Origin of the sequence: Caulobacter rhizosphaerae, from assembly GCF_010977555.1 — a bacterium.
In the GTDB taxonomy this organism is placed as follows: domain Bacteria; phylum Pseudomonadota; class Alphaproteobacteria; order Caulobacterales; family Caulobacteraceae; genus Caulobacter; species Caulobacter rhizosphaerae.
The window spans coordinates 2755707-2778562 of sequence record NZ_CP048815.1 but is presented as its reverse complement, the minus strand read 5'-3'; the positions used below and the strand labels follow the sequence as shown (position 1 = coordinate 2778562).

21 protein-coding genes are annotated in these 22856 nt (G+C 67.6%); 15 read left to right on the top strand and 6 right to left on the bottom strand.

All coding sequences use genetic code 11. The features are described 5' to 3' along the window. The first annotated feature begins 169 nt into the window (after positions 1–169). The 3 genes from G3M57_RS12850 to G3M57_RS12840 all read left to right on the top strand — a co-directional run bounded on the left by G3M57_RS12850 (position 170) and on the right by G3M57_RS12840 (position 2676). Positions 170–823 carry an alpha/beta hydrolase gene (locus tag G3M57_RS12850; protein ID WP_028039771.1) on the top strand — a complete coding sequence of 218 codons (654 nt, stop codon included), beginning with the start codon at positions 170–172 and terminating at the stop codon, positions 821–823. A 101-nt stretch (positions 824–924) separates the two neighbouring features. Continuing rightward, positions 925–1323 carry a VOC family protein gene (locus G3M57_RS12845; protein ID WP_163230952.1) on the top strand — a complete coding sequence of 133 codons (399 nt, stop codon included), beginning with the start codon at positions 925–927 and terminating at the stop codon, positions 1321–1323. A 57-nt stretch (positions 1324–1380) separates the two neighbouring features. Beyond that, positions 1381–2676 carry an NAD(P)/FAD-dependent oxidoreductase gene (locus G3M57_RS12840; RefSeq protein ID WP_163230950.1) on the top strand — a complete coding sequence of 432 codons (1296 nt, stop codon included), beginning with the start codon at positions 1381–1383 and terminating at the stop codon, positions 2674–2676. A gap of 758 nt (positions 2677–3434) precedes the next feature. Here G3M57_RS12840 and G3M57_RS12835 read toward each other — a convergent pair. Then, positions 3435–4538 carry an anhydro-N-acetylmuramic acid kinase gene (locus tag G3M57_RS12835; protein ID WP_163230948.1) on the bottom strand — a complete coding sequence of 368 codons (1104 nt, stop codon included), beginning with the start codon at positions 4536–4538 and terminating at the stop codon, positions 3435–3437. A 286-nt stretch (positions 4539–4824) separates the two neighbouring features. Here G3M57_RS12835 and tyrS point away from each other — a divergent pair, with 286 nt between their 5' ends. From tyrS to G3M57_RS12810, 5 genes are all read left to right on the top strand, one after another. Further along, entirely contained in the window at positions 4825–6084 is a 1260-nt protein-coding gene (tyrS, locus tag G3M57_RS12830; RefSeq protein WP_056750874.1) for a tyrosine--tRNA ligase, read from the top strand. A 120-nt stretch (positions 6085–6204) separates the two neighbouring features. Continuing rightward, positions 6205–6687: a peroxiredoxin gene (locus G3M57_RS12825; protein WP_163230946.1), complete on the top strand. Its 483-nt coding sequence runs from the start codon at positions 6205–6207 to the stop codon at positions 6685–6687. Positions 6688–6890: 203 nt separating this feature from the next. Continuing rightward, complete coding sequence (locus G3M57_RS12820; RefSeq protein WP_163230944.1) at positions 6891–8048, top strand: peptidoglycan DD-metalloendopeptidase family protein; 1158 nt, start codon at positions 6891–6893, stop codon at positions 8046–8048. Next, the gene (locus G3M57_RS12815) at positions 8029–8505 is read left to right on the top strand and encodes a bactofilin family protein (RefSeq protein WP_056750882.1); all 477 of its coding nucleotides are present in this window, start codon (positions 8029–8031) and stop codon (positions 8503–8505) included. The genes G3M57_RS12820 and G3M57_RS12815 overlap by 20 nt, the downstream gene beginning before the upstream one ends. Before the next feature lie 38 nt (positions 8506–8543). Further along, the gene (locus tag G3M57_RS12810) at positions 8544–8822 is read left to right on the top strand and encodes a hypothetical protein (RefSeq protein ID WP_163230942.1); all 279 of its coding nucleotides are present in this window, start codon (positions 8544–8546) and stop codon (positions 8820–8822) included. 52 nt (positions 8823–8874) lie between these two features. Here G3M57_RS12810 and prfB read toward each other — a convergent pair. From prfB to G3M57_RS12795, 3 genes are all read right to left on the bottom strand, one after another. Continuing rightward, a protein-coding gene (gene prfB, locus G3M57_RS12805; RefSeq protein ID WP_163230940.1) for a peptide chain release factor 2 occupies positions 8875–9994 on the bottom strand; the annotation gives its coding sequence in 2 pieces (ribosomal slippage) (positions 8875–9924 and positions 9926–9994; 1119 coding nt in all). A gap of 87 nt (positions 9995–10081) precedes the next feature. Continuing rightward, on the bottom strand, positions 10082–12457 hold the full coding sequence (locus G3M57_RS12800; protein WP_163230938.1) for a penicillin-binding protein 1A: 2376 nt from the start codon (positions 12455–12457) through the stop codon (positions 10082–10084). Positions 12458–12565: 108 nt separating this feature from the next. Continuing rightward, the gene (locus G3M57_RS12795; RefSeq protein ID WP_163230936.1) at positions 12566–13765 is read right to left on the bottom strand and encodes an N-acetylmuramoyl-L-alanine amidase family protein; all 1200 of its coding nucleotides are present in this window, start codon (positions 13763–13765) and stop codon (positions 12566–12568) included. Positions 13766–14177: 412 nt separating this feature from the next. Here G3M57_RS12795 and G3M57_RS12790 point away from each other — a divergent pair, with 412 nt between their 5' ends. From G3M57_RS12790 to G3M57_RS12775, 4 genes are all read left to right on the top strand, one after another. Continuing rightward, positions 14178–14396: a hypothetical protein gene (locus tag G3M57_RS12790; RefSeq protein ID WP_156402070.1), complete on the top strand. Its 219-nt coding sequence runs from the start codon at positions 14178–14180 to the stop codon at positions 14394–14396. Then, the gene (locus G3M57_RS12785) at positions 14320–17013 is read left to right on the top strand and encodes an Rne/Rng family ribonuclease (protein ID WP_163230934.1); all 2694 of its coding nucleotides are present in this window, start codon (positions 14320–14322) and stop codon (positions 17011–17013) included. The genes G3M57_RS12790 and G3M57_RS12785 overlap by 77 nt, the downstream gene beginning before the upstream one ends. A 147-nt stretch (positions 17014–17160) precedes the next feature. Beyond that, a complete protein-coding gene (locus tag G3M57_RS12780; RefSeq protein ID WP_056750899.1) occupies positions 17161–18591 on the top strand; it encodes a M48 family metalloprotease in 1431 nt (476 codons plus the stop codon). 23 nt (positions 18592–18614) lie between these two features. Then, positions 18615–19352 carry a DsbA family protein gene (locus tag G3M57_RS12775; protein WP_163230932.1) on the top strand — a complete coding sequence of 246 codons (738 nt, stop codon included), beginning with the start codon at positions 18615–18617 and terminating at the stop codon, positions 19350–19352. Between the two features lie 7 nt (positions 19353–19359). On the opposite strand, the gene G3M57_RS12770 is transcribed toward G3M57_RS12775, so the two are convergent. Together G3M57_RS12770 and thiS are read right to left on the bottom strand one after the other, a co-directional pair. Then, positions 19360–20172, bottom strand: a complete 813-nt coding sequence (locus G3M57_RS12770) for a thiazole synthase (protein ID WP_163230930.1) — start codon at positions 20170–20172, stop codon at positions 19360–19362. Between the two features lie 45 nt (positions 20173–20217). Next, on the bottom strand, positions 20218–20418 hold the full coding sequence (thiS, locus tag G3M57_RS12765) for a sulfur carrier protein ThiS (RefSeq protein ID WP_163230928.1): 201 nt from the start codon (positions 20416–20418) through the stop codon (positions 20218–20220). A gap of 79 nt (positions 20419–20497) precedes the next feature. On the opposite strand from thiS, the gene G3M57_RS12760 reads away from it, so the two are divergent. From G3M57_RS12760 to accC, 3 genes are read left to right on the top strand one after another with little or no spacing between them, the layout of a single operon-like run. Next, positions 20498–20941, top strand: coding sequence for a type II 3-dehydroquinate dehydratase (locus G3M57_RS12760; RefSeq protein WP_056750910.1), 444 nt, complete (start codon positions 20498–20500; stop codon positions 20939–20941). A 40-nt stretch (positions 20942–20981) separates the two neighbouring features. Further along, the gene (gene accB / locus G3M57_RS12755; RefSeq protein ID WP_056750912.1) at positions 20982–21494 is read left to right on the top strand and encodes an acetyl-CoA carboxylase biotin carboxyl carrier protein; all 513 of its coding nucleotides are present in this window, start codon (positions 20982–20984) and stop codon (positions 21492–21494) included. 5 nt (positions 21495–21499) lie between these two features. Next, positions 21500–22843: an acetyl-CoA carboxylase biotin carboxylase subunit gene (gene accC, locus G3M57_RS12750; protein WP_056750915.1), complete on the top strand. Its 1344-nt coding sequence runs from the start codon at positions 21500–21502 to the stop codon at positions 22841–22843. Positions 22844–22856 lie beyond the last annotated feature (13 nt).

Genomic DNA, 22856 nt, shown 5'->3' with positions numbered 1-22856 from the left:
CATCGGCTTAGGCGTGTGCTACAAGCCGCGACTTCGCGCCGAGGCTCTTGCGAAAGACCAAGGCGCGCGGTGCGGATTTAGGAAGACCAAGCGCAGTGGTCAAGTATTCCTTCGCTCGTCAGGGCGCAAGGAGACGGCCCCGTCGCCCCGTTTTGGATAGGGACCTTGAATGCCTGACGTGATTTTGACCGGAGCTTCGGGCCGCATCGAAGGCCGCTATTCGCCGGGCAAGACCGACAACGCCCCGATCGCGCTGATCCTGCACCCGCACCCCAAGGCCGGCGGCCACATGAACCACCCGGTGTCGGTGCAGTTGTACCACCTGTTCATGAAGCGCGGCTTCGCGACCCTGCGCTTCAACTTCCGCGGCGTGGGCCGCAGCCAGGGCGAGTTCGACAGCGGCATCGGCGAGCTGGCCGACGCGGCCACGGCCCTGGACTGGCTGCAGTCCAACAACCCCGCCGCCGCCCAGACCTGGGTCGCCGGCTACAGCTTCGGCGCCTATATCGGCATGCAGCTTCTGATGCGCCGTCCCGAGACCGACGGCTTCATCTCGGTGTCGCCGCCGACCAACATGTACGACTTCAGCTTCCTGGCCCCCTGCCCGGCCTCGGGCCTGATCCTGACCGGCGCGGCCGACACCGTCGTGCCGCCGGTCGAGGTCGAGCGCGTGGTCAGCAAGCTGCGCACCCAGAAGGGCATCGTCATCGACTACGAGGTCGTCGACAAGGCCACCCACTTCTGGGCCGAGCACCTGCCGTCGGTCGAGAGAAGCGTCGGCGACTATCTGGACAAGCGCCTGGAAGCCAACCCGATCCCGTAGGCCTTAGCTGTAGGTAACCAAGAGTTACCGGTACCATAAGGCTTGCGGTCCGAGACAACTCACCGTCATTCTACGCGGAACAGCGTTCCGGGAGAACGACGGTGAGCCAGACCATACGGCCGTTCCTGATGTTTCAGGCGCGGGACGCCGAAGCGGCGATGACCTTCTACGTCTCGCTCTTCCCCGACGGCGAAGTCCTTGATGTCGAGCGCTACGGCCCTGGCGGCCCCGGCCCCGAAGGCACGGTGATCCGCGCCCGCTTCCGGATCGGCGGCCAGGAGGTCTTCTGCTCCGACAGCTTCGTCAAGCACGCCTTCGACTTCACGCCCGCCTCGTCCCTGTTCGTCGACTGCGGGTCCGAGGACGAGATCGCGCGGCTCGCCGCCGCCCTTGCCGACGGCGGGGCCGAGCTGATGCCGCCGGGCGACTACGGCTTCAGCCGGCGCTTCGCCTGGGTCAACGACCGGTTCGGCGTGTCCTGGCAGCTCAACCTGGCCTGACACGGCCCGCTTTCACCCCTATATATTCACCATCTGAGGAATTTCGGGATGGCGGGCATGCACTACGACATCGTCATCGTCGGCGGCGGGGCCGGCGGGCTGGAGCTGGCGGCGCGGCTGGGGCGCAAGCTGGGCCCCAAGGCCGGCAAGGAACGGGTGCTGCTGATCGACCGCTCCAGCTTCCACATCTGGAAGCCGACCCTGCACGAGGTGGCGGCCGGCACGCTGGACACTCACCAGGAGGGGCTGTCCTATTCGATCCTGGGCCGCGCCAACCATTTCAGCTTCCTGCTGGGCGAACTGGACAGCTTCGATCCCGTCGCCAAGCGCCTGAGCCTCAAGCCCATCCTGGCCGAGGGCGGCAAGGTGCTGGTCCCCGAGCGCGGGGTGACCTTCAGCTGGGGCGTGCTGGCGATCGGCAGCGGCAGCAACCTGTTCGGTACGCCCGGCGCCGATCAGGCCCACCTGCTGGAGCGCACCGAGGACGCCGAGGCCTTCCACACCCGCCTGCTGGCCGCCTTCATGAAGGCCTCGTTCTCGACCGAGAAGACCATGAGCGTGGCCATCGTCGGCGGCGGGGCCACCGGCGTGGAGCTGTCGGCCGAGTTGATCGAGGCCCATCGCGAACTGCTGGACAGCCTGGGCGCCGAGCAACGCTTCCGCCTGGACATCGCCATCGTCGAGGCGGCCCCGCGCATCCTGGGCGGCCTGCCCGAGAAGATCTCCGACCAGGCCACCGTGGCCCTGGAGCGCAAGGGCGTGCGGGTCCACACCGGGGCCAAGGTGGTCGCCGTCCATCCTGACCGCCTGGAGACCAGCCAGGGCGACATTCCCGCCGATCTGATCGTCTGGGCCGCCGGGGTCAAGGCCGCCCCCGCCAACGCCGGTTACGGGCTGGAGATCAACCGGACCAACCAGTTCGTGGTCAACGAGCGGCTGGAGACCTCGGCCCCGGACGTCTGGGCCTTGGGCGACTGCGCCGCCGCGCCCTGGGTCGGCACCGAAGGCAAGGAGGGGCGGATCATCCCGGCCCGCGCCCAGGCCGCCCACCAGCAGGCCAGCTACCTGGCCAAGGCCCTGATCGCCCGGATGGGCCAGCGCCGCGTGGAGGCGCCGTTCGTCTATCGCGACTTCGGCTCGCTGCTGTCGCTGGGCGAGAACAAGGGCGTCGGCGCCCTGATGGGCGGCCTGGGCGGGCCGAACTTCTTCGTCGAAGGCCTGATCGCCAAGTGGGCCTATATCTCGCTGCATCTTGACCACCACCGGGCGATCATGGGCACGCCCAAGACCATCGTCCTGGCCCTGGCGCGGCTGCTGCAGCAGCGGGTGGCGGGACGGCTGAAGCTGCACTGAGGATGGAGCACGGCGCGGGGACGCGCCCTTGCGGCGTGTCCCCAGGTCTCGCACGGAGCCGGCGGTCGGGGACACGCCGCAAGGGCATGTCCCCGGCAGGGTGCTTATCCTCGGGGCATCGGAGGCGAACCCCAGCGATTTCAACGCCCTGAATTTTCTCGACCTAACTTATCCTCACCCCTCCAGACCGCCCTTATCCTGACTTCACCTCGTCGCAGGGAAAGGGCGCATGGCCAGCGACCGATGCGGCGGCGGGGGGCGATCGAGCGGGAAGCTTCGTCGGCGGTCTCTCGGGACCAAACCTCGCGTCTCTGGAGCCGGTCGGGCCTGGAACACTAAAACGACGTGGCGCGAGGGCTGGCGGAGCAACAGGCGGGCGGTGACGCGCTCGCGGTCCGGGACCGGGGTTCGTTGACCTGGCCCGCCCGCCGGAGGCTTCAAGGCGGCGAGGCCCCAACAGGGTTCAGCGCCGCTGCGCTTCCGGACAACGACCGCGCGGAGCGATCGGGCTTCGTCGAAACGGTATACAAACTCAAACACTCCGGACGATGTCCGGCGCTCCGCGTCCCTTTCCACCAGCTCAGCGGCCAGCCGCGTGAGGATGAGAGACCGTGCCTGCCAACGCTTGCCCCCACCTGACCGCTACGCGGTCTGTCCGCCCCCAGAGGGGGCGGAGCCGCACGGCGCTCGCCTCAAGGCTCTTCCCCCTCTGGGGGGAAGACGACCGCGAAGCGGTTCGTAGGGGGCAAGTGACGGCCTCAGGGCCTTACGATCCTTCCCCCCGTCATCGGCGCGGCCACGCCGGTCGTTCCTGGGAAGCTGATCGGCAGGCCGCGCGCGGTGCGGGCGGCCAGGAAGGCGAAGGCCTCGGCCTCGATGGCGTCGCCGCGCCAGCCGACCGCCTCGGCGGTGCGGACCGGCACGGGCGCGCGGTCGGCCAGGGCCTTCATGATCTGCGGATTGTGGCGGCCGCCGCCGCAGACGATCAGGGCCTGCGGACGCTGGCCGTGCTCGAAGGCCTTGACGACGGCCTCGGCGGTGAAGGCCACCAGGGTGGCGGCGGCGTCCTCGGAGGACAGGTGATCGACAAGGTCGAGCGGAAAGTCGTAGCGGTCCAGCGACTTGGGGGCCGGTCCGGAGAAATAGTCGCTGGCCAGGAAGGTCTTCAGCACGGCCTCGTCGACGGCGCCGGCCGCCGCCAGCCGGCCGTTCTCATCGAACCGTCCCAGCCCCCGGGCCTGCAGCATCAGGTCGATCATGCCGTTGCCCGGGCCGGTGTCGAAGGCCAGCAGGTCGTCGTCCGGGCCGATCAGGGTGATGTTGGCGACGCCGCCGATGTTCAGGGCCGCCACCGGCGCGGCCAGGCCCGAGGCCTGGGCCCGGGCGGCGTGATAGACCGGGGCCAGCGGCGCCCCCTGCCCGCCCGCCGCCACGTCGGCGCTGCGGAAGTCGAACGCCACCGGCCGCCCGCAGGCCCGCGCCAGGCGCTCGGCGTCGAACAGTTGCACGGTCCGGCCGATCCGCCCCGGATGCGGCCGCTCGTGCAACACGGTCTGGCCGTGGACGCCCAGCAGGTCGAACTCGGACCAGGCCAGGCCTTGCTCGGCCAGGAAGCTCTCGGCGGCATGGAAGTGCTCGTCGGCCACCGCCTGGGCGGCCTCTTCGAAGATGTCCGGCGCCGGTTTGTCACGCGGCCAGCCCCTGGCCACCTCGGTAGCCACCAGCAGCAGGTCGCGGGTCTCCTCGCGCAGCTTGCGCTCGCCCGCCGGCCCGAAGGCCTGGATGGTTTCGCCGTCGGTCTCGAGCACCGCCATGTCGACCGCGTCGAGCGAGGTGCCGGTCATGAATCCCAGGATACGCATGGTCCGGTTGACTGCCACGGCCCGGCCCGGCTAGCTAGGCCCCATGATCGATCAAAGCCGCCTCACCCGCGCCTATTACCGCCCGCTGTCCTAGCGGGAGGCCGACCGATCACGTCGATGCGCCCGCCCCACCGGCGACGCGTCAGGCCAGCGAACGTCTCCGGATCCCTTCCAGGAGACTGCCACGATGAAACCCTCGCCACAGACCGCCTCCCCCGTGCTAGACGCGCGGTCACCCGAACGCCCGGCGCCGAAATCCCCCGCGCCCGAACTAGAGAGTCGAACCATGTCCGCCGCCGCATCGTTCAAGTCGGAATTCCTCCAGACCCTGCAGGCCCGCGGCTACATCCACCAGATCACCCATCCGGAGGAACTGGACGCCGCGGCCGCCGGCGGGATCGTCACCGCCTATATCGGCTTCGACGCCACCGCGCCGTCGCTGCACGTGGGCAGCCTGATCCAGATCATGATGCTGCGCCGCCTGCAGCAGGCCGGCCACAAGCCGATCGTCCTGATGGGCGGCGGCACGACCAAGGTCGGCGACCCCACGGGCAAGGACGAGAGCCGCAAGCTGCTGTCGGACGCCGACATCGCCGCCAACATCGCCGGCATCAAGCAGGTCTTCGCCAGGTTCCTGACCTTCGGCGACGGGCCGACCGACGCCATCATGGTCGACAACGACGAGTGGCTGAGCAAGTTCGGCTACGTGCAGTTCCTGCGCGACTACGGCGTGCACTTCACGGTCAACCGGATGCTGGCCTTCGACTCGGTCAAGCTGCGGCTTGAGCGCGAGCAGCCGATGACCTTTCTCGAATTCAACTACATGCTGATGCAGGCCACCGACTTCCTGGAGCTGAACCGCAAGTACGGCTGCGTGCTGCAGATGGGCGGCTCGGACCAGTGGGGCAACATCCTCAATGGCGTGGAGCTGACGCGCCGCGTCGACCAGAAGGCCGCCTTCGGTCTGACCACGCCGCTGCTGGCCACGGCCTCGGGCGCCAAGATGGGCAAGACCATGTCGGGCGCGGTGTGGCTGAACGCCGAGCAGCTGAGTCCCTACGACTACTGGCAGTTCTGGCGCAACACCGAGGACGCCGATGTCGGCCGGTTCCTGAAGCTGTTCACCGACCTGCCATTGGCGCGGATCGCCGAGCTGGAGGCCCTGCCGGGCGCCCAGATCAACGAGGCCAAGAAGGTGCTGGCCGACGAGGCTACGCGGATGGCGCACGGCGAGGACGAGGCCCGCAAGGCCCGCGACGCCGCCGAAAAGGCCTTCGAGCAGGGCGCGCTGTCGGCCGACCTGCCGACCTTCGAGGTTGCGGCCGCGGACCTGAAGGCCGGGATCGTCCTGGCCAACCTGTTCGCTGACGCCGGCCTGGCCGCCTCGCGCGGCGAGGCCCGCCGCCTGGCCCAGGGCGGCGGCGTCAAGGTCAACGACAAGGCCGAACCCGACGCCAACCGCGTCGTCACCGAGGCCGACCTCGTCGACGGCGTCGTCAAGCTGGCGGCGGGCAAGAAGAAGATCGTGCTGGTCAAGCCGGTCTAGGATACCGCTCTCGTCCTTCGACAAGCTCAGGATGAGGGCGACTGAGACGACCGCGTGATCCTCACCCTGAGCCTGTCGAAGGGCGAGGATCACACCCAGCGAACTGGAAGGATGAGTGCGATGAGCGACCTGCAGCCCGGCGACAAGGCCCCCGATTTCGACCTGGCCACCGACACCGGCCGCGTCAGCCTGTCCGGCCTGAAGGGCAAGGCCGTCGTGCTCTACTTCTACCCTAAGGACGACACGGCTGGCTGCACGTCGCAGGCCCTGCAGTTCTCGTCCGAGGTCGAGGAATTCGCCAAGCTGGGCGCGGTGATCGTCGGGGTGTCCAAGGACAGCGCCGCCTCGCACGCCAAGTTCCGCAAGAAGCACGACCTGACTGTCGATCTGGCCGCCGACCCCACCGGCGAGACGGTCGAGGCCTACGGCGCCTGGGTCGAGAAGAGCATGTACGGCCGCAAGTACATGGGCATCGACCGCTCGACCTTCCTGATCGACCGCGAGGGCGTGGTCCGGGCCGTCTGGCGCAAGGTGAAGGTGCCCAACCACATCAAGGCGGTGCTGACCGCCGCGCGGGCGCTCAAGGAAGGAACTCTGAAATAACGGTGTGGCTTCCCCGCCTCAGGCGTGCGGCTATCGCCACAGCGACCCGCGCCGGTGGTGGCCATGGGGCACGGAACCTTTTATCGGTTGAGTCGCTAAGGCAAAAAGTCGCCCCGTGTCCACACAGGGCGCGAAGTATCTTGCGCGTTTCTGCTTTCTCGTTGCATATCGCCGGGACCTTGAAAACGGGGTTTCCTAGGGCGATGGCGATCACGCGCTTCAAGCGAATCCGACAATCCCTGGAAGAGCTCTTCCCCGAGCGTCATCTCTATGTGCGCTCCGGCGGCGAGATGCGCGGCTATGTCTTCTCCACCGGCAAGCAACTGATGTGCGCGACCGGCGTGGCCGCCGCCGCCCTGTGGATGGGCGTCTGCACCGCCGCCATGTTGATCAACGTGCTGTCGGTCAGCTCGACCGACCAGATGGTGATCAAGCAGAAGGCCTATTACGAGCGCCTGAACGCCGATCGCCAGGCGCGCCTGAACAGCGCCGTGGCCCAGCTGTCGGCCAGCAGCGGCTCGCTGGACGAATTGGCCAGCTCGGTCGAGAAGCGTCACGCCGCCCTGGCTCTGCTGGTCAGCGACTTCAAGGGCGTGCCCGGCGCCGCCCAGGCCCTGCAGGTCGGCAAGCCGCACGTGCTGGGCGCCTCGCCGGTCGAGCGCATCCAGGCCACGCGGATGGACCAGGAGCGGCTGATCGACGCGGCCGAGACCTTCGCCAAGAGCCGGGCCGAGCGCCTGCGCCTGGCCATGCGGATGGCCGGCCTGGACGCTGGCGCCTTCACCAGCCGCGACGGCGGCTCTTCCCTGGGCGGTCCGCTGATCGAGGCCAAGGATCCCCGCGCCCTGGCCGCCGTGCTCGATGTCGACGAGGACTTCGCCGGCCGCATCCAGCACGCCGCCACCGACATGTCGGACATGCGCCAGCTGAGCGCCGCCTCGCAGCAGCTGCCCTTCTACCGGCCGACCAACAATCCGGCGCTGAGCAGCAGCTACGGCGTCCGCTTCGACCCCTTCACCCATCGCCCGGCCTTCCATTCGGGCCTGGACTTCCCCGGCGCGTTCTACACGCCGATCATGGCCACCGCCCCGGGCGTGGTCTCCTATGTCGGCGTGCGTTCGGGCTACGGCAATGTCGTGGAGATCGACCACGGCGCCGGCTTCAAGACCCGCTACGCCCACCTGCAGGCCGCCTCGGTCCGCGTCGGCGAGCGCGTGGCCATCGGCCAGCGCATCGCGGCCATGGGCTCGACCGGTCGCTCGACCGGTCCGCATCTGCACTACGAAGTATGGGTCAACGGTCGGGCCCAGAACCCGAACCGATTCTTGAAGGCTGGTGAGTATGTTCAGCAAGCAAGCTAAGGCGTCCAAGGGCTCGGTCCAGATCGAGCCCCTGCCCATGTCCATGGCGCCGGCTGCGTCCGACGCCGCCCGCAAGGCCCCGCCCAAGGTGGCCTCCCTGGTCTCCCCCGACATCACCATCGAAGGCGGCATTACCGGCGACGGCGAGCTGCAGATTGACGGCGTGGTGCGGGGCGACGTCCGGGTCGGCCGACTGACGATCGGCGAAACCGGCCATGTCGAGGGCTCGATCTACGCCGAGGCGGTCGAGGTCCGGGGCCGGATCGTCGGCGCGATCACCGCCAAGCAGGTCCGCCTCTACGGCACCGCCTATGTCGACGGCGACATCACCCACGAGCAGCTGGCGATGGAAACCGGGGCCTTCTTCCAGGGCCGCAGCCTGAAATTCCAGCGTCCGGCCGCGCCGCAGGCCCAGCCCGCGCCGCCGCCGATGCTGGAAGCCAAGCCGGTCGCCTAACCCCATTGCCGCACAACGAACCCGGATGGCGGACTTCGTTGAAAGCCCGGCATCGCCGAAAAAGCTGGCTGGCCGTCGTCTGGATCTTCGCGCTGATCCTGTCTTGCCTGATATCGTCAGGGATGGCGGGCTGGGCGTGGATCTTGCTCTTGGGCCACGCGCCGCCCTGGGACCTGTTGGGCGGAACGATATTCCTTATCGAAGCACCGGTCTTCCTGTGGCTGGCGAGGAAAGGCCCTCAGTTGCCGGCGCCGGGACGAAAGCCTGAAGAAATGGCCGCCGACGCCTTCTTCCACGATCCGGGACGGCGATCATAAAAAACGCCCCGGATCGCTCCGGGGCGTTTTGCATTGCAAATCGACGCTCAAGCTAGGCCTGGGCGTCTCGCGTGGCCCCGACGCGCTGGGCCAGCGAAGCGCCCATGAACTGGTCGAGGTCGCCGTCCAGCACGCCCTGGGTGTCGGACGTCTCGACATTGGTCCGCAAGTCCTTGACCATCTGGTAGGGCTGCAGGACGTAGCTGCGGATCTGGTGCCCCCAGCCGATGTCGGTCTTCTGGTCTTCCAGGGCCTGCTGGGCGGCTTCCCGCTTCTGCAGTTCGGCCTCGTAGAGCCGGGCGCGCAGCATCTTCCAGGCCTCCTCGCGGTTCTGGTGCTGCGAACGGCCAGCCTGGCAGGCCACGGCGATGCCGGTCGGAATGTGCGTCAGGCGCACGGCCGAATCGGTCTTGTTGATGTGCTGCCCGCCGGCCCCGGAGGCCCGATAGGTGTCGGTGCGCACGTCCGACGGATTGATCTCGATCTCGATCGTGTCGTCGACCACCGGATAGACCCAGGCCGAGGCGAAGCTGGTGTGGCGCTTGGCGGCGGCGTCGTAGGGGCTGATGCGCACCAGGCGGTGGACGCCGGCCTCGGTCTTCAGCCAGCCATAGGCGTTCGTCCCCTTGACCAGCAGCGTCGCCGACTTGATGCCGACCTGGTCGCCGGAGGTCTCTTCGACCAGTTCCACGCTCATGCCATGGGCGTTGGCCCAGCGGCTGTACATGCGCAACAGCATGCCCGCCCAGTCGCAGGACTCGGTGCCGCCGGCCCCGGAGTTGATTTCGACATAACAGTCGTTGCCGTCGGCCTCGCCCGACAGCAGGGCCTCGAGTTCGGCGCGACCGGCGCGCTCCTTGAGGTCCCTGAGCTGGGCGCGGGCGTCCTCAAGCAGGGCCTCGTCGCCCTCCATGTCGGCCAGTTCGGCGTATTCCAGCGCGTCCTTCAGGCCGCGTTCCAGCACCTGCACGGCCTCGACCCGGGCGGCCAGGGCGGCGCGTTCGCGGGAGACGGCCTGGGCTTCCGCGGGGCGGTCCCAAAGGGTCGGGTCCTCGACCCGGGCGTTCAGCTCATCGAGCTTGCGTAGGGCGACATCCCAGTCAAAGACGCCTCCTGAGCAGTCCTACGGACTGCTCGATGTCGGCCGCGGAGGCCTCGACATCCGGTCTCATCACGTTGCTCCGTGACAGTGTTGAAGGGCGCGGGACATAGCCCGCGTCCGGAGTCGGCGCAATGACCTCGCACGAATTGGGCGACGATTAGTAGAGCCCGCTGATGTCCGGCGCCTGGGGCGGCGGCTTGGCGGGACCCTGGGTGGGGGCCGGTCCGATCTGGCCATCCGGCCAGGCCTGGCCGTAGGGCTGCGGTCCGCTGCTCTCGGTCGGCACGAAGACCTTCGGCTCCGTACCCGGCCGGAAGGCCTCGCGGATACCGCGGACCATGGCGAACTTGGCGTTGGCGGGGGCCCTGAATTCGGTCTTCGGCTGGCCCTTCAGCGCCTCGCGCATGAAGTCCATGAAGATCGGCACCGGGCCGGTCGCGCCGGTTTCGCCCTCGCCCAGCGAGCGGTTGTCGTCGAAGCCGATGAAGACGCCGACCACCAGGTTGGGCGAATAGCCCATGAACCAGGCGCTGCGATACTCGTTGGTCGTGCCGGTCTTGCCGGCCAGCGGATAGCCCAGCGAGCTGGCCTGGGCCGCTGTGCCGCGCTGGACCACGCCTTGCAGCATCGAGGTGATCTGGTAGGCGGTGATGGGGTCCATGACCTGTTCGCCGAGCGCCGGGATATGAGGACTCTCGTCGCCGTTGAAGCCGGCGTTGCAGCGCACGCAGTCGCGCTTGTCGGCGCGGAAGATCACCTTGCCCTCGCGGTCCTGCACCAGTTCGATCAGGTGCGGCTCGACGCGGCGGCCGCCGTTGACGAACGGCGTGTAGGCCGTGGTTAGCTTGAAGGGCGTGGTCTCGCCCGCGCCCAGGGCCATGGCCAGGACCGGCGCCATGTCGCGGGTCACGCCGGTTTTCTTGGCGGTTTCGACGATCTTCTTCATGCCGACGCTCTGGGCCAGGCGTACGGTCATGGCGTTGATCGACTGCTCCAGGCCCTTGCGCAGCGGCAGGGCTCCGTAGAACTTCTTGTGATAGTTCTCGGGGCTCCAGTCCTGGCCATTGGCCCCTTTCAGGGTAATGGCGCTGTCGACCACCACGCTGGCCGGCGTGTAGCCGTTCTCCAGGGCCGTGGCGTAGACGAACGGCTTGAAGGCAGAACCCGGCTGGCGCATCGCCTGGGTCGCGCGGTTGAAGTTCGACAGCGAGAAGCTGTAGCCGCCGACCAGGGCCATGACGCGGCCCGTATAGGGTTCCATGGCCACCAGGGCGCCGTTGACGATGGGAACTTGGCGCAGGCGGTAGGCGGCGGCGCCGTCGGGCTTCTCGACGAACACCAGGTCGCCAACCTTCAGGCCTTTGGTGGCGTTGGCCCAGGCCATGTCCTCGCCAGCGATGGTCCCTTCGCCTTCGCCCTTGGCCAGGCGGACGCCGCCCGAAGCCGACGTGACAATGGCCGGCCGCCAGCCGCGGCGCTCGGAGGCCGGAGCCTTCTTCAGCGCCTGCTTTTCCCAGTCGGCGTCCAGAGCTTCCACATGACCCCAGGCGCCGCGCCAGCCATGGCGGCGGTCGTACTTCTCCAGGCCTTCCATCAGCGCCACCCGGGCCGCGGTCTGCAGCTTGGGGTCCAGGGTGGTGCGCATGTAATAGCCGCCCTCGTTGAGGCGCGGACCGAGGGTGGCGACGCCGCGCTGGCGCACTTCCTCGACGAAATAGTCGGCGTCGCGATAGGCGGCGCGCTTGGGGGCCGGCTGGACCACGAGGTCCTCCGCCATCGCCTTCTTGGCGTCGGCCTGGCTGACCCAGCCCAGGTCGGCCATCTGGCCCAGGATCCAGTCGCGTCTGGCCTTGGCCTTCGCCTTGTTGCGGATCGGATGATAGTTGTCCGGTCCCTTGGGCAGCGCCGCCAGGAAGGCGCTTTCCGCCAGGGTCAGTTCCGGCAGCGACTTGCCGAAATAGTTGTAGGCGGCCGCGCCGACCCCGTACGAGCGATAGCCCAGCCAGATCTCGTTCAGGTACAGCTCGAGAATCTGCTGCTTGTCGAGCGACTGCTCGAGGCGGTGGGCCAGGATCGCTTCCTTGAACTTCCGCCCGACCGTCGCGTCGCTGGTCAGCAGGACGTTCTTGGCGACCTGCTGGGTGATCGTGGAGCCGCCTTCGAGGCGACGACCGCGCGCAGCATTGCCGATATTGTTCAGCATGGCGCGCGAGAAGCCGCCGACATCGACGCCGCCGTGCTTGAAGAAGTTGTGATCCTCGGCTGCCAGGAAGGCCTGGGCCAACTGCGGCGGGATCTGGTCGTAGGGCACGAAGATCCGGCGCTCTTTGGAATATTCGCCGATCAGGGTGCCGTCCCACGCATAGACGCGCGTGGCGGTCGGCGGGCGATAGTCCTGCAGTTCGCCAGCGTCCGGCATGTCGTGGAACAGCCAAGCGGCATAGATGGCGATGGCGAATCCGGCCACGGCGATCGCGGACAGCACCGTGACGCCGGCGATGGCGATCCATCGTTGTCTAGGCTTCAGATCCACGCCGCCTCCGTCGGGCGACGCACTTCCGCCCGCTCCGTTGGAATCCTCTAGCGCGCATCGGTCAAGGCGCCAACGGCTCTCGCCGTCCCGACGGGCGAACCCTTGCGCCTAGCGGGCGGCGAGGCGCGTCTGGCTCGCGAAATAAGATTCGATCGATCCCGCCACGGCGTCCATCAGCCGACCGCGACCCGCGGAGGTCTTGAGGAGACGCTCGTCATCGGCATTGGTGATGAAGCCCATCTCCAGCAGCACGGCCGGCACGTCCGGCGCCAGCAGCACGATGAAACCGGCGTCGCGGTGGCTGCGGCGCAGCAGGGTCGTCTCCTCGCCCACCGACTGCAGCAGGGTTTCGGCGAAGGCGGCGGAGCGATTCTTGGTGGCGCGCTGCGACAGGTCCAGAAGGATCTGACTGACCGCTCGGTCGCGGCCCGGCAGGTTGGCCTTCATCAGCCAGTCGTCCTTCTCGAGCACCCGCGCCACGCGCTCGGTGCCCTTTTCGGACAGGGTGTAGACGCTGGCGCCGCGGGTCGTGGCGTCGGGGCCCGAATCGGCGTGCAGCGAGATGAACAGGTCCGCATCGGCCCGGCGGGCGATCTGAACGCGAGCCTCCAGCGGCACGAAGGTGTCGGACTGGCGGGTCATGACCACGGTATAGCGGCCCGACTTTTCCAGCTTCGCCTTCAGCGCCTTGGCGGCGGCCAGAGTGACGTCCTTCTCGGCGGTGTCGGAGCCCGAGGAACCCGGATCCTTGCCGCCGTGGCCGGCGTCGATGACGATCACCTTCTTCAAGCGCAGGGCCGGAGCCTTCATCGGCGCCGAAACCAGGGTCGGCTTCAGGCTCGGCGCCTGGGCCGCGCCAGCGGCATCGGTGGATTTCAGGTCGATGACGTAGCGATAGGCCGAAGCCCCGTCGCCCGGCGGCAGCAGGAAGCGCCGGCGAACCTCGGCGTTGGCCTTCAGGTCAAGACGCAGGCGGGCGCCGCCCGCGGCTTCGTCGATCGCCCAGCGCTCGACCAGGCCTTGACCCGCGCCCTGCAGGTCGCCGGCCGTCGCGACGTTGGGCAGCGCGATGACGACCCGGCGATCAGCGGCGCCGTCCGCCAACAGCTTACCGGTGGCGGCGCGATCGAGGTCGATGACGATGCGGGTTTCGTTACGGTCTCCGCCGAAACGAACCTTCTGGACGCCGGCGGCGGGCGCCGGACCATGGGCCATGGCCACGGCCACGCCAGCCAGAGCCAGGCCGCCGACGATCATCGCCGCGCGCGCCCACCCCGTCCTCGTCGCCGAGATCAAGACACTGTTCATGCCGTCCGTCGCCCCAGGGGCCCAACCTAAACCAAAACTGATATCCGCATTTCCGGGTAGAGAAAGCGTTAACCCAAGGCGCGACACGGCGGCGCAGATGGCGTCAGTCGAGCGCTTTTCTTTTACGATACGATGTTGCTACACTATGGTCCGCGCGCTGAGCGCCGTGATCGTCATGGCGGAAAGCGTGAGCGGCTCCTATCTCACGGACCGGCTTGTATCCCTGAGGATGCAATCTTGTTCGTGGCCGGACCGCCGGACTGAAACGAGTTTGGGCTCGATTACCAGCGTGAGGCGCGAAGCCTTCGCCTGGATCGACCCGCAGGGTTCGCGTCGGACCCTTAAGCCGCTCCGGCGTCGACGCTCCATCCGATCCGCGCCCTCCGGCGCGTTTAAGGAACACAGAAACCTTATGGGCTGCGCCGCACCCGACCGCCTTTGGCGACCGACCTTCCGCAACCGCTTCGGCGGGGCGACGGGCGGTGACGTGCGCGCCTTTCAATCATATCGGCGCCCGGACCTAGCGTTCGCCGCGCGCCGTGGAGATACCCTTTATGTCGAAGAAGATGTTGATCGACGCCGCCCACGCCGAAGAGACGCGTGTGGTGGTCGTGGACGGTACGCGGGTTGAAGAATTCGATTTCGAAAGCCAGACCCGAAAGCAGCTCCGAGGAAATATCTATCTCGCCAAGGTGACCCGCGTTGAACCCAGCCTCCAGGCTGCGTTCATCGAGTACGGCGGCAACCGCCATGGCTTCCTGGCCTTCAACGAGATCCACCCGGACTATTACCAGATCCCGGTCGCCGACCGCGAAGCGCTGATGCGCGACGACTCGCACGACGACGAGGACGATCACCATCACGCCCGCGAAGACGATGACGGTGACGTGGTCGACGACGAGGAAGACGCCGTCGAGGAAGAACTGGCGCGCCGCAAGCGCCGCCTGATGCGCAAGTACAAGATCCAGGAAGTGATCCGCCGCCGGCAGATCATGCTGGTCCAGGTCGTCAAGGAAGAGCGCGGCAACAAGGGCGCGGCCCTGACGACCTACCTCTCGCTGGCGGGCCGCTACGGCGTCCTGATGCCCAACACCGCCCGCGGCGGCGGCATCAGCCGCAAGATCACCACGGTCACCGACCGCAAGCGCCTCAAGAGCGTGGTGCAGGGGCTGGACGTGCCGCAGGGCATGGGCCTGATCGTGCGCACCGCCGGCGCCAAACGCACGAAGGCGGAAATCAAGCGCGACTACGAATACCTGCTGCGGCTGTGGGAAAACATCCGCGACAACACCCTGCACTCGATCGCGCCGGCGCTGATCTACGAGGAGGAAGACCTCGTCAAGCGCGCCATCCGCGACATGTACGACAAGGACCTGGAAGGCATCTGGGTCGAGGGTGAGGCCGGCTACAAGGAAGCGCGCGATTTCATGCGCATGCTGATGCCCAGCCAGGCCAAGAAGGTCTTCCCGTACCGCGAGCCGGCCCCGCTGTTCGTCAAACACAAGATCGAGGACCATCTGGCCCAGATCTATTCGCCGGTCGTGCCGCTGCGCTCGGGCGGCTATCTGGTGATCAACCAGACCGAGGCCCTGGTCGCCATCGACGTCAACTCGGGCAAGGCGACGCGTGAGCGCAACATCGAAGCCACCGCGCTGAAGACCAACCTGGAGGCGGCCGAGGAAGCCGCTCGCCAGCTGCGCCTGCGCGACCTGGCCGGCCTGATCGTCATCGACTTCATCGACATGGATGAAGGCAAGAACAACCGCGCCGTCGAGAAGGTCCTCAAGGACGCCCTCAAGGACGATCGCGCCCGCATCCAGATGGGCAAGATCAGCGGTTTCGGCCTGATGGAGATCAGCCGCCAGCGCCGCCGCACCGGCGTGCTGGAAGGCACTACCCACGTCTGCGAACACTGCGACGGCACCGGCCGCGTCCGCTCGGTCGAGTCCAGCGCCCTGGCCGCCCTGCGCGCGGTCGAGGTCGAGGCCCTGAAGGGCGGCGGCGCCGTCACCCTGAAGGTCAGCCGCCCGGTCGGCATCTACATCCTCAACGAAAAGCGCGCCTACCTGCTGCGCCTGCAGCAGACCCACGCGCTGTTCGTCACCGTCCTGGTCGATGACAGCCTGCACCAGGCCGAGCACGACATCGACCGCACGGAGCTCGGCGAGCGCCCCGCCCCGCAGATCTTCGCACCGATCGAACCGGAGCCCGTCTATGAGGACGAGGCCTTCGACGACGAGGAGGACGAGGAAGACGAGGACATCGTCGCCGGGGACGAGGACGAGAGCGAGGATGACGATGCGTCCCGCGTCGCTCGTCCGGCCCGCGTCGAGACCTCGGAAGACGAAGGCCGTCGCGGCCGCAAGCGTCGCCGTCGCGGCGGTCGTCGCGACGATCGTGACGAGGCGCCGGCCGAGGTCGCTGGCGAAGATGATGACGACGACGCCGAGGGCGCCGATCGCGTTGAAGGCGACATCGAGGGCGAGGACGAGGAATCGCGTCGCCGCCGTCGCCGTCGGGGTCGTCGCGGCGGTCGTCGCGGCGGTCGCGAGGACGGGGATCGTCCGGCCGACGCCTTCACCTGGACCCGTCCGCGGGTGCCGTTCGGCGAGAACGCCTTTGTCTGGCACGATCCGGAGGCCTTGGACGGCCGCCGTCCGGTCAATGATCGTCCGGAGCGCGGCGAACGTCCGGAGCGGGCCGAGGCGCCTGTCGCCGAACGGGCGGAGCGTCCGGAACGCGCCGAGCGCGGCGAACGCGGCGGTCGCCGTGGGCGTGGTCGTGGCGAACGCAGCGAGCGGAACGAGACGTCCGAAGCGCCGCGCGCCGAACGCACTCCCGCGCCGCGGGTCGACGTCGCCGAGTTGGAGGTCGCGCCGCTGGCTCCGGCCGTGATCGAAGGCCCGCCGGCCGATGTCTGGGTCGAACTGCCGGCTCAGGACGAGGCGCCCAAGAAGGCCCGCCGTCCCCGTAGCCGGGGTCGCAAGACCGCCGACGCCGAGGCTTCGGCTGAAGCTGCCGTCGAGGCGCCCGTCGTCGAAACGCCTTCGGCCGCAGCGCCTTCGATCGAAACGGTAGAGGAAACGCCCTTGGTCGCGGCGGAAGTCGAGATCGCTGCTCCTGTCGCCGAACCGGAACCTGTCGCGGTCGCCGCGGTGGAGGCGGCCCCGGTTTCCGTGGAGCCCGACCCCGCCGAGATCCTGACCCCTCCGGAAAAGCCCAAGCGCGGCTGGTGGCGGCGCGGCTGACGGTCTCGAAATGAAGCTCGGCGGGGCCCTGGTCCCGCCGAGCTTCACGCCTATATCCGGACATAGGTCCGACGGAATGTTCCCAGGTTGTCGAGAACAGCGTTAGACTGCCGGCTTGAGCGCGGGGGCGTGATCAGGAGAGCTTCGATGACCTCCCGGACAAGGGCGGCTTCCGAAACAATAGCCAGGAAGACGGGATCGGCGCTGTCCGCGCTGGCCCTGCTGGCGGCCATCCTGGTTCCTGTCGCGCCGGCCCATGCACAGGACGGCCCCTCGCTGATCCGCGACACCGAGATCGAGGAAATCCTTCACCGCGACGCCGATCCGATCTATGCGGCGGCCGGACTGGATCCCAAGACGGTTCGCATCCTGCTGGTCGGCGACAAGGAACTGAACGCCTTCGCCACCCAAGGCCTGATGATGGGCCTCAATACCGGCCTGATCCTGCAGACCGAGACGCCCAACCAGCTGAAGGGCGTCATCGCCCACGAAACCGGACACCTGGCCGGGGCCCACCCCCTGCGTTCGGGCGAGATGATGCGGGCCGGCCTCAAGCCGATGATCCTGACGATGGGCCTGGGCGTCCTGGCCGCCTTGGCCGGCGCGCCGGACGCCGGCGCGGTGCTGATGGGCAACGCCTCGTACTTCGGCCAACTCGGCGCTCTGGGCTACAGCCGCGACCAGGAATCTCGCGCCGACCAAGCCGGCGCCGGTTTCCTGGAAGCTACGGGCCAATCGGGCCGCGGCCTGGTCGAGTTCTTCGACAATTTCCGCTACCAGGAGGTCTTCGACCAGTCGCGGCGCTTCGCCTATTTCCGCAGCCACCCGCTGTCGGGCGATCGCATCGACGCCCTGCGCGGCCGTGTCGAAAAGCTGCCGCACTACAATGCCGTCGACGATCCGCAGTCCCTGGCCGAGCACGAGATCATGAAGGCCAAGCTGGAGGGCTTCATCAACCCCGGCGTGGCGATCGTGAAGTACAAGGAAACCGACCGAGCCTTCCCGGCCCGTTACGCGCGCGCCATCGCCTATTACCAGATGAAGGAGCCTGACCGGGCCCTGAAGATCCTCGACGGCCTGATCACCGAGAATCCGAACAATCCCTATCTTTGGGAACTGAAGGGCCAGATCCTGTTCGAGTTCAATCGGGTCAAGGAAGCCGAGGAGCCGCAGCGCCGCTCGGTGGCGCTGAAGCCCGACGCCGCCTTGCTGCGGGTCAATCTGGGCCAGACCCTGATCGGACTCGACGACCCTAAGAAGGTCGAGGAAGGCATCAACGAGCTGAAACGCTCCCTGCTCGACGAAAGCGACAACTCCGTCGCCTGGCGCCTGCTGGCCCAGGCGTATGACAAGCGCGGCGAGGACGGCCAAGCCCGCCTGGCCACCGCCGAGCAATATTTCAACATGGGCGCGACCCAGGAAGCGCGGGTCTTCGCCATGCGGGCTCGCGAACTGCTCAAGAAGGACAGCGTGGAGTGGCGCCGCGCCACCGACATCGTCCTGACCTCCAATCCTTCCAACCAGGACCTCAAGGACCTGGCCAAGGAAGGCGCCGTCACCTCGGGCCTGCGCCGCTAGGCCGCCCCCTTTCAGAGATCTCCATGCCCCTCACCTTCCGTCCGCTGGCGGTCGCCGCCGCGTCCCTCGTCGCCCTTTCCCTGATCGGTTGCGGCCAGGCCAACGCCGACAAGGCGTTCGGCGAGAAGGTGCATGCCTATCTGATGGAGCATCCCGAGGTGCTGGTCGAGATGAGCGCCAAGCTGCAGGAAAAGCAGGTCGCCGAGAAGACGAAGAACGCCAAGGGTGCGATCACCAAATATCGCCAGGCGCTCGAGAACGACCCCCGGGACTTCGTGGCCAATCCGAACGGCTCGATCACGGTGGTCGAGTTCTTCGACTACCGCTGCGGCTACTGCAAGCTGGCCGCGCCGCAGATCGTCGACCTGATCCAGAAGAACCCGGACGTTCGTTTCGTGTTCAAGGACTTCGTGATCTTCGGCCACGACTCGGAAGTCGCGGCCCGGATGGTCCTCGGAGCCAAGGACCAGGGCAAGACGATCGAGCTGCACAAGCGCCTGATGGCCGAAAAGAGCCTGGACGAAGCGGGCGTCGTCCGCATCGCCCGGCAGCTTGGCATCGACGTGGCCAAGGCCCGCGCAACGGGCGTGTCGGAGGCCACGACTCAGCACCTGGCCGACACTCACGCCCTGGCCGAGGCCTTGGCCATTGAGGGAACGCCGGCTTTCCTGGTCGGTGACCAGATGATACCCGGCGCCGACATGCACGCCCTCAACCTGGCGATCGACCAGGCTCGAGCCGGAAAGGCCAAGAAGGTCTAGGCTTGGCCTAGATCAGGCCCGCCAGCGGCGAGCTGGGATCAGCGTAGAGCCGCTTCTGCATCCGACCGGCGAGATAGGCTTCGCGGCCGGCGATCACCGCGTGCTTCATCGCCCGAGCCATGCGAATCGGATCCTTGGCCTCGGCGATGGCGGTGTTCATCAGGATGGCGTCGCAGCCCAGTTCCATGCCGATCGCCGCGTCGGAAGCCGTGCCTACGCCCGCGTCGACCAGCACCGGCACCTTGGCGTTCTCGACGATGATCCGCAGGTTCACGCGGTTCTGGATGCCCAGACCCGAGCCGATCGGCGCGCCCAGCGGCATGATCGCCACCGCGCCGGCGTCCTCCAGCTTGCGGGCGTAGACCGGGTCGTCCGAGCAATAGACCATGACCTGGAAGCCCTCGGCGACCAGCAGCTTCAGCGAGCGCAGGGTCTCTTCCATGTCGGGATAGAGGGTCTTGGGATCGGACAGCACTTCCAGCTTCACCAAGTCCCAACCGCCGGCCTCGCGGGCCAGGCGCAGGGTGCGCACCGCGTCCTCGCCGGTGAAACAGCCCGCGGTGTTCGGAAGGAACGTGAATTCGGTGGGTTTGACGTAGTCGACCAGCAGCGGCTGGGTCGGGTCCGTCAGATTCACGCGGCGCACGGCCACGGTGACGATCTCCGCCCCTGCCGCCTTCGCCGCCGCGGCGTTGGTGGCGTAGTCCTTGTACTTGCCGGTGCCGACGATCAGCCGCGAGCGGAAGGTGCGGCCAGCGACGGTCCAGGAGTCGTCTTCGGCGGTGGCGATGGCGGATTCGGGGGGCACGTGCGCGTTCATGGGCTGGGTTTACGCCTCCGCGCCCAGGGTTTCAAACGTCCAGGCCTAGCCGCCGCCGATGAAAGTGACGATCTCGATCCGGTCGCCATCAGCCAGGGCGGTGTCAGCGTATGTCGAGCGTGGGGCGATCTCGAGATTGCGCTCCACCGCCACCTTGCGGGCGTCCAGGCCCAGGGCGGACACAAGATCCGCGATGCTGGCGATGTCGGCAATCTCCCGTTCTTCGCCGTTCAGTAGAAGCCTCATGTCACCTCCGAAGCGAGCCCTGCTTGTGACGCGAGGGAACCGGCTATACAAGACCTCCCGGAATCGACGGCGGAGCCGAATGGTAAAACCGATCCATGTGCTGAGCGGACCCAACCTCAACCTGTTGGGAACGCGCGAGCCCGAGATCTACGGCAAGGACACGCTCGACGATGTCCGCACGCGCTGCGAGGCGCGCGCGGCCGCTCGGGGTCTTTCCGTCATCTTCCGGCAGAGCAACCACGAAGGCGCGCTGATCGACTGGGTTCAGGAAGCCCGGACGGAAGCCTGCGCGTTGGTGATCAATCCGGCGGGCTATGGACATACGTCGATCGCTCTCCTTGACGCCCTGAAGACCTTGAATATCCCGGTCATCGAGTGTCACCTGTCCAATCCGGCGGCGCGGGAGGAATTCCGCCGCCACACCTTCGTTTCGCTCGCGGCGACCGGGATCGTCTCCGGCTTCGGCGCGGCGAGCTATGAATTGGCGATCGAGGCCGCTGCCGGCCTGATCGGCGCGAACTAGCCGGCGATCCCGGCTTCAGAAGACAGCAAGGTAACCTTCCATGTCCAATCCCAAGGCCCCCGCCGATCCGGTCGAGACTCCGTCGATCGACGCCCGCCTGGTCCGCAAGCTGGCCGACATCCTGAAGGACACCGGCCTGTCGGAGATCGAGGTCGAACATGCGGGTCTGAAGATCCGGGTCGCTCGCGAACTGACCGTGGCCGCCGCGCCGACGCAATATGTCCAGGCCACGGCCGCGCCGGCCTATGCGCCCGCCCCGGCTCCGGCGGCCGCCGCCGCGCCTGCCGCTGAAGCCACGCCCGCGCCGGCCGCCCACGCCGGCGAGGCCGTCAAGTCGCCGATGGTCGGCACCGTGTACCTGTCGCCCCAGCCCGGCGCCGACGCCTTCATCAAGGTGGGCGACACGGTGAGCGCCGGCCAGACCCTGCTGATCGTCGAAGCCATGAAGACCATGAACCCGATCTCGGCGCCCAAGGCCGGTAAGGTCGTCGAGATTCTCGTGGCAGACGCCCAGCCCGTCGAATTCGGCGAGCCGCTCGTCATCGTCGAGTAATCGGCATGTTTGACAAGATCCTCATCGCGAACCGAGGCGAGATCGCGCTTCGGGTTCACCGCGCCTGCAAGGAAATGGGCATCGCCACCGTGGCGGTCCATTCCGAAGCTGACGCCAATTCCATGTGGGTGCGGCTGGCCGACGAAAGCGTCTGCATCGGCCCGGCTTCGGCCGCAAAGTCGTATCTGAATATCCCCTCGATTATCGCCGCGGCCGAGATCACCGGCGCTCAGGCGATCCATCCGGGCTACGGCTTCCTGTCTGAGAACGCCCGCTTCGCCGAGATCGTCGGGGCCCATGGCTACACCTTCATCGGGCCCAAGCCGGAACACATCCGGATGATGGGCGACAAGATCACCGCCAAGCAGGCGGTCAAGGACGCCGGCATTCCGGTGGTCCCCGGCTCGGACGGCGGCGTCTCGACCGAGGAAGAGGCCTTTGCGGCCGCCGAGCAGATCGGCTTCCCGGTGCTGATCAAGGCCGCCTCCGGCGGCGGCGGCCGCGGCATGAAGGTCGCCCAGACCCGCGAGGATCTGGCCGAAGCCGTCTCGACGGCCCGCTCGGAAGCCCGGGCGGCGTTCGGCGACGACACGGTCTATATGGAGCGCTATCTCCAGAAGCCGCGCCACATCGAGCTGCAGGTCATCGCCGACAGCCACGGCAACGTCGTGCACCTGGGCGAGCGCGACTGCTCGCTGCAGCGCCGTCACCAGAAGGTGCTGGAAGAAGCCCCCTCGCCCGCCCTGGGCGCCGAAGACCGCGCCAAGATCGGCAAGATCGTGGTCGATGCCGTCAAGGCGATCGGTTATCTGGGCGTCGGCACGATCGAGTTCCTGTGGGAGAATGGCGAGTTCTTCTTCATCGAGATGAACACCCGCCTGCAGGTCGAGCACCCAGTCACCGAGGCGATCACCGGCATTGACCTGGTCCGCGAACAGATCCGCATCGCCGCCGGCCTGCCGCTGTCGTTCACCCAGGATGACGTGGTGTTCGAGGGCCACGCCATCGAGTGCCGGATCAACGCCGAGAACGCGCGGACCTTCACGCCTTCGCCGGGCACCATCACCGATTTCCACGCCCCCGGCGGCCTGGGCGTACGGCTGGATTCGGCGATCTACACCGGCTATGCGATCCCGCCCTATTACGACAGCCTGATCGGCAAGCTGATCGTGCATGGCCGTGACCGCGAGGAGTGCATCGCGCGCCTGCGCCGTTGCCTGGGCGAGATGGTCGTCGGCGGCATCGAGACCACGATCCCGCTGTTCCAGGATCTGCTGGTGCAACCCGACATCCTGGCCGGCGATTACGACATCCATTGGCTGGAGCGCTGGATCAAGGCGCAGGGCTAGGCCTGCTCAAAGG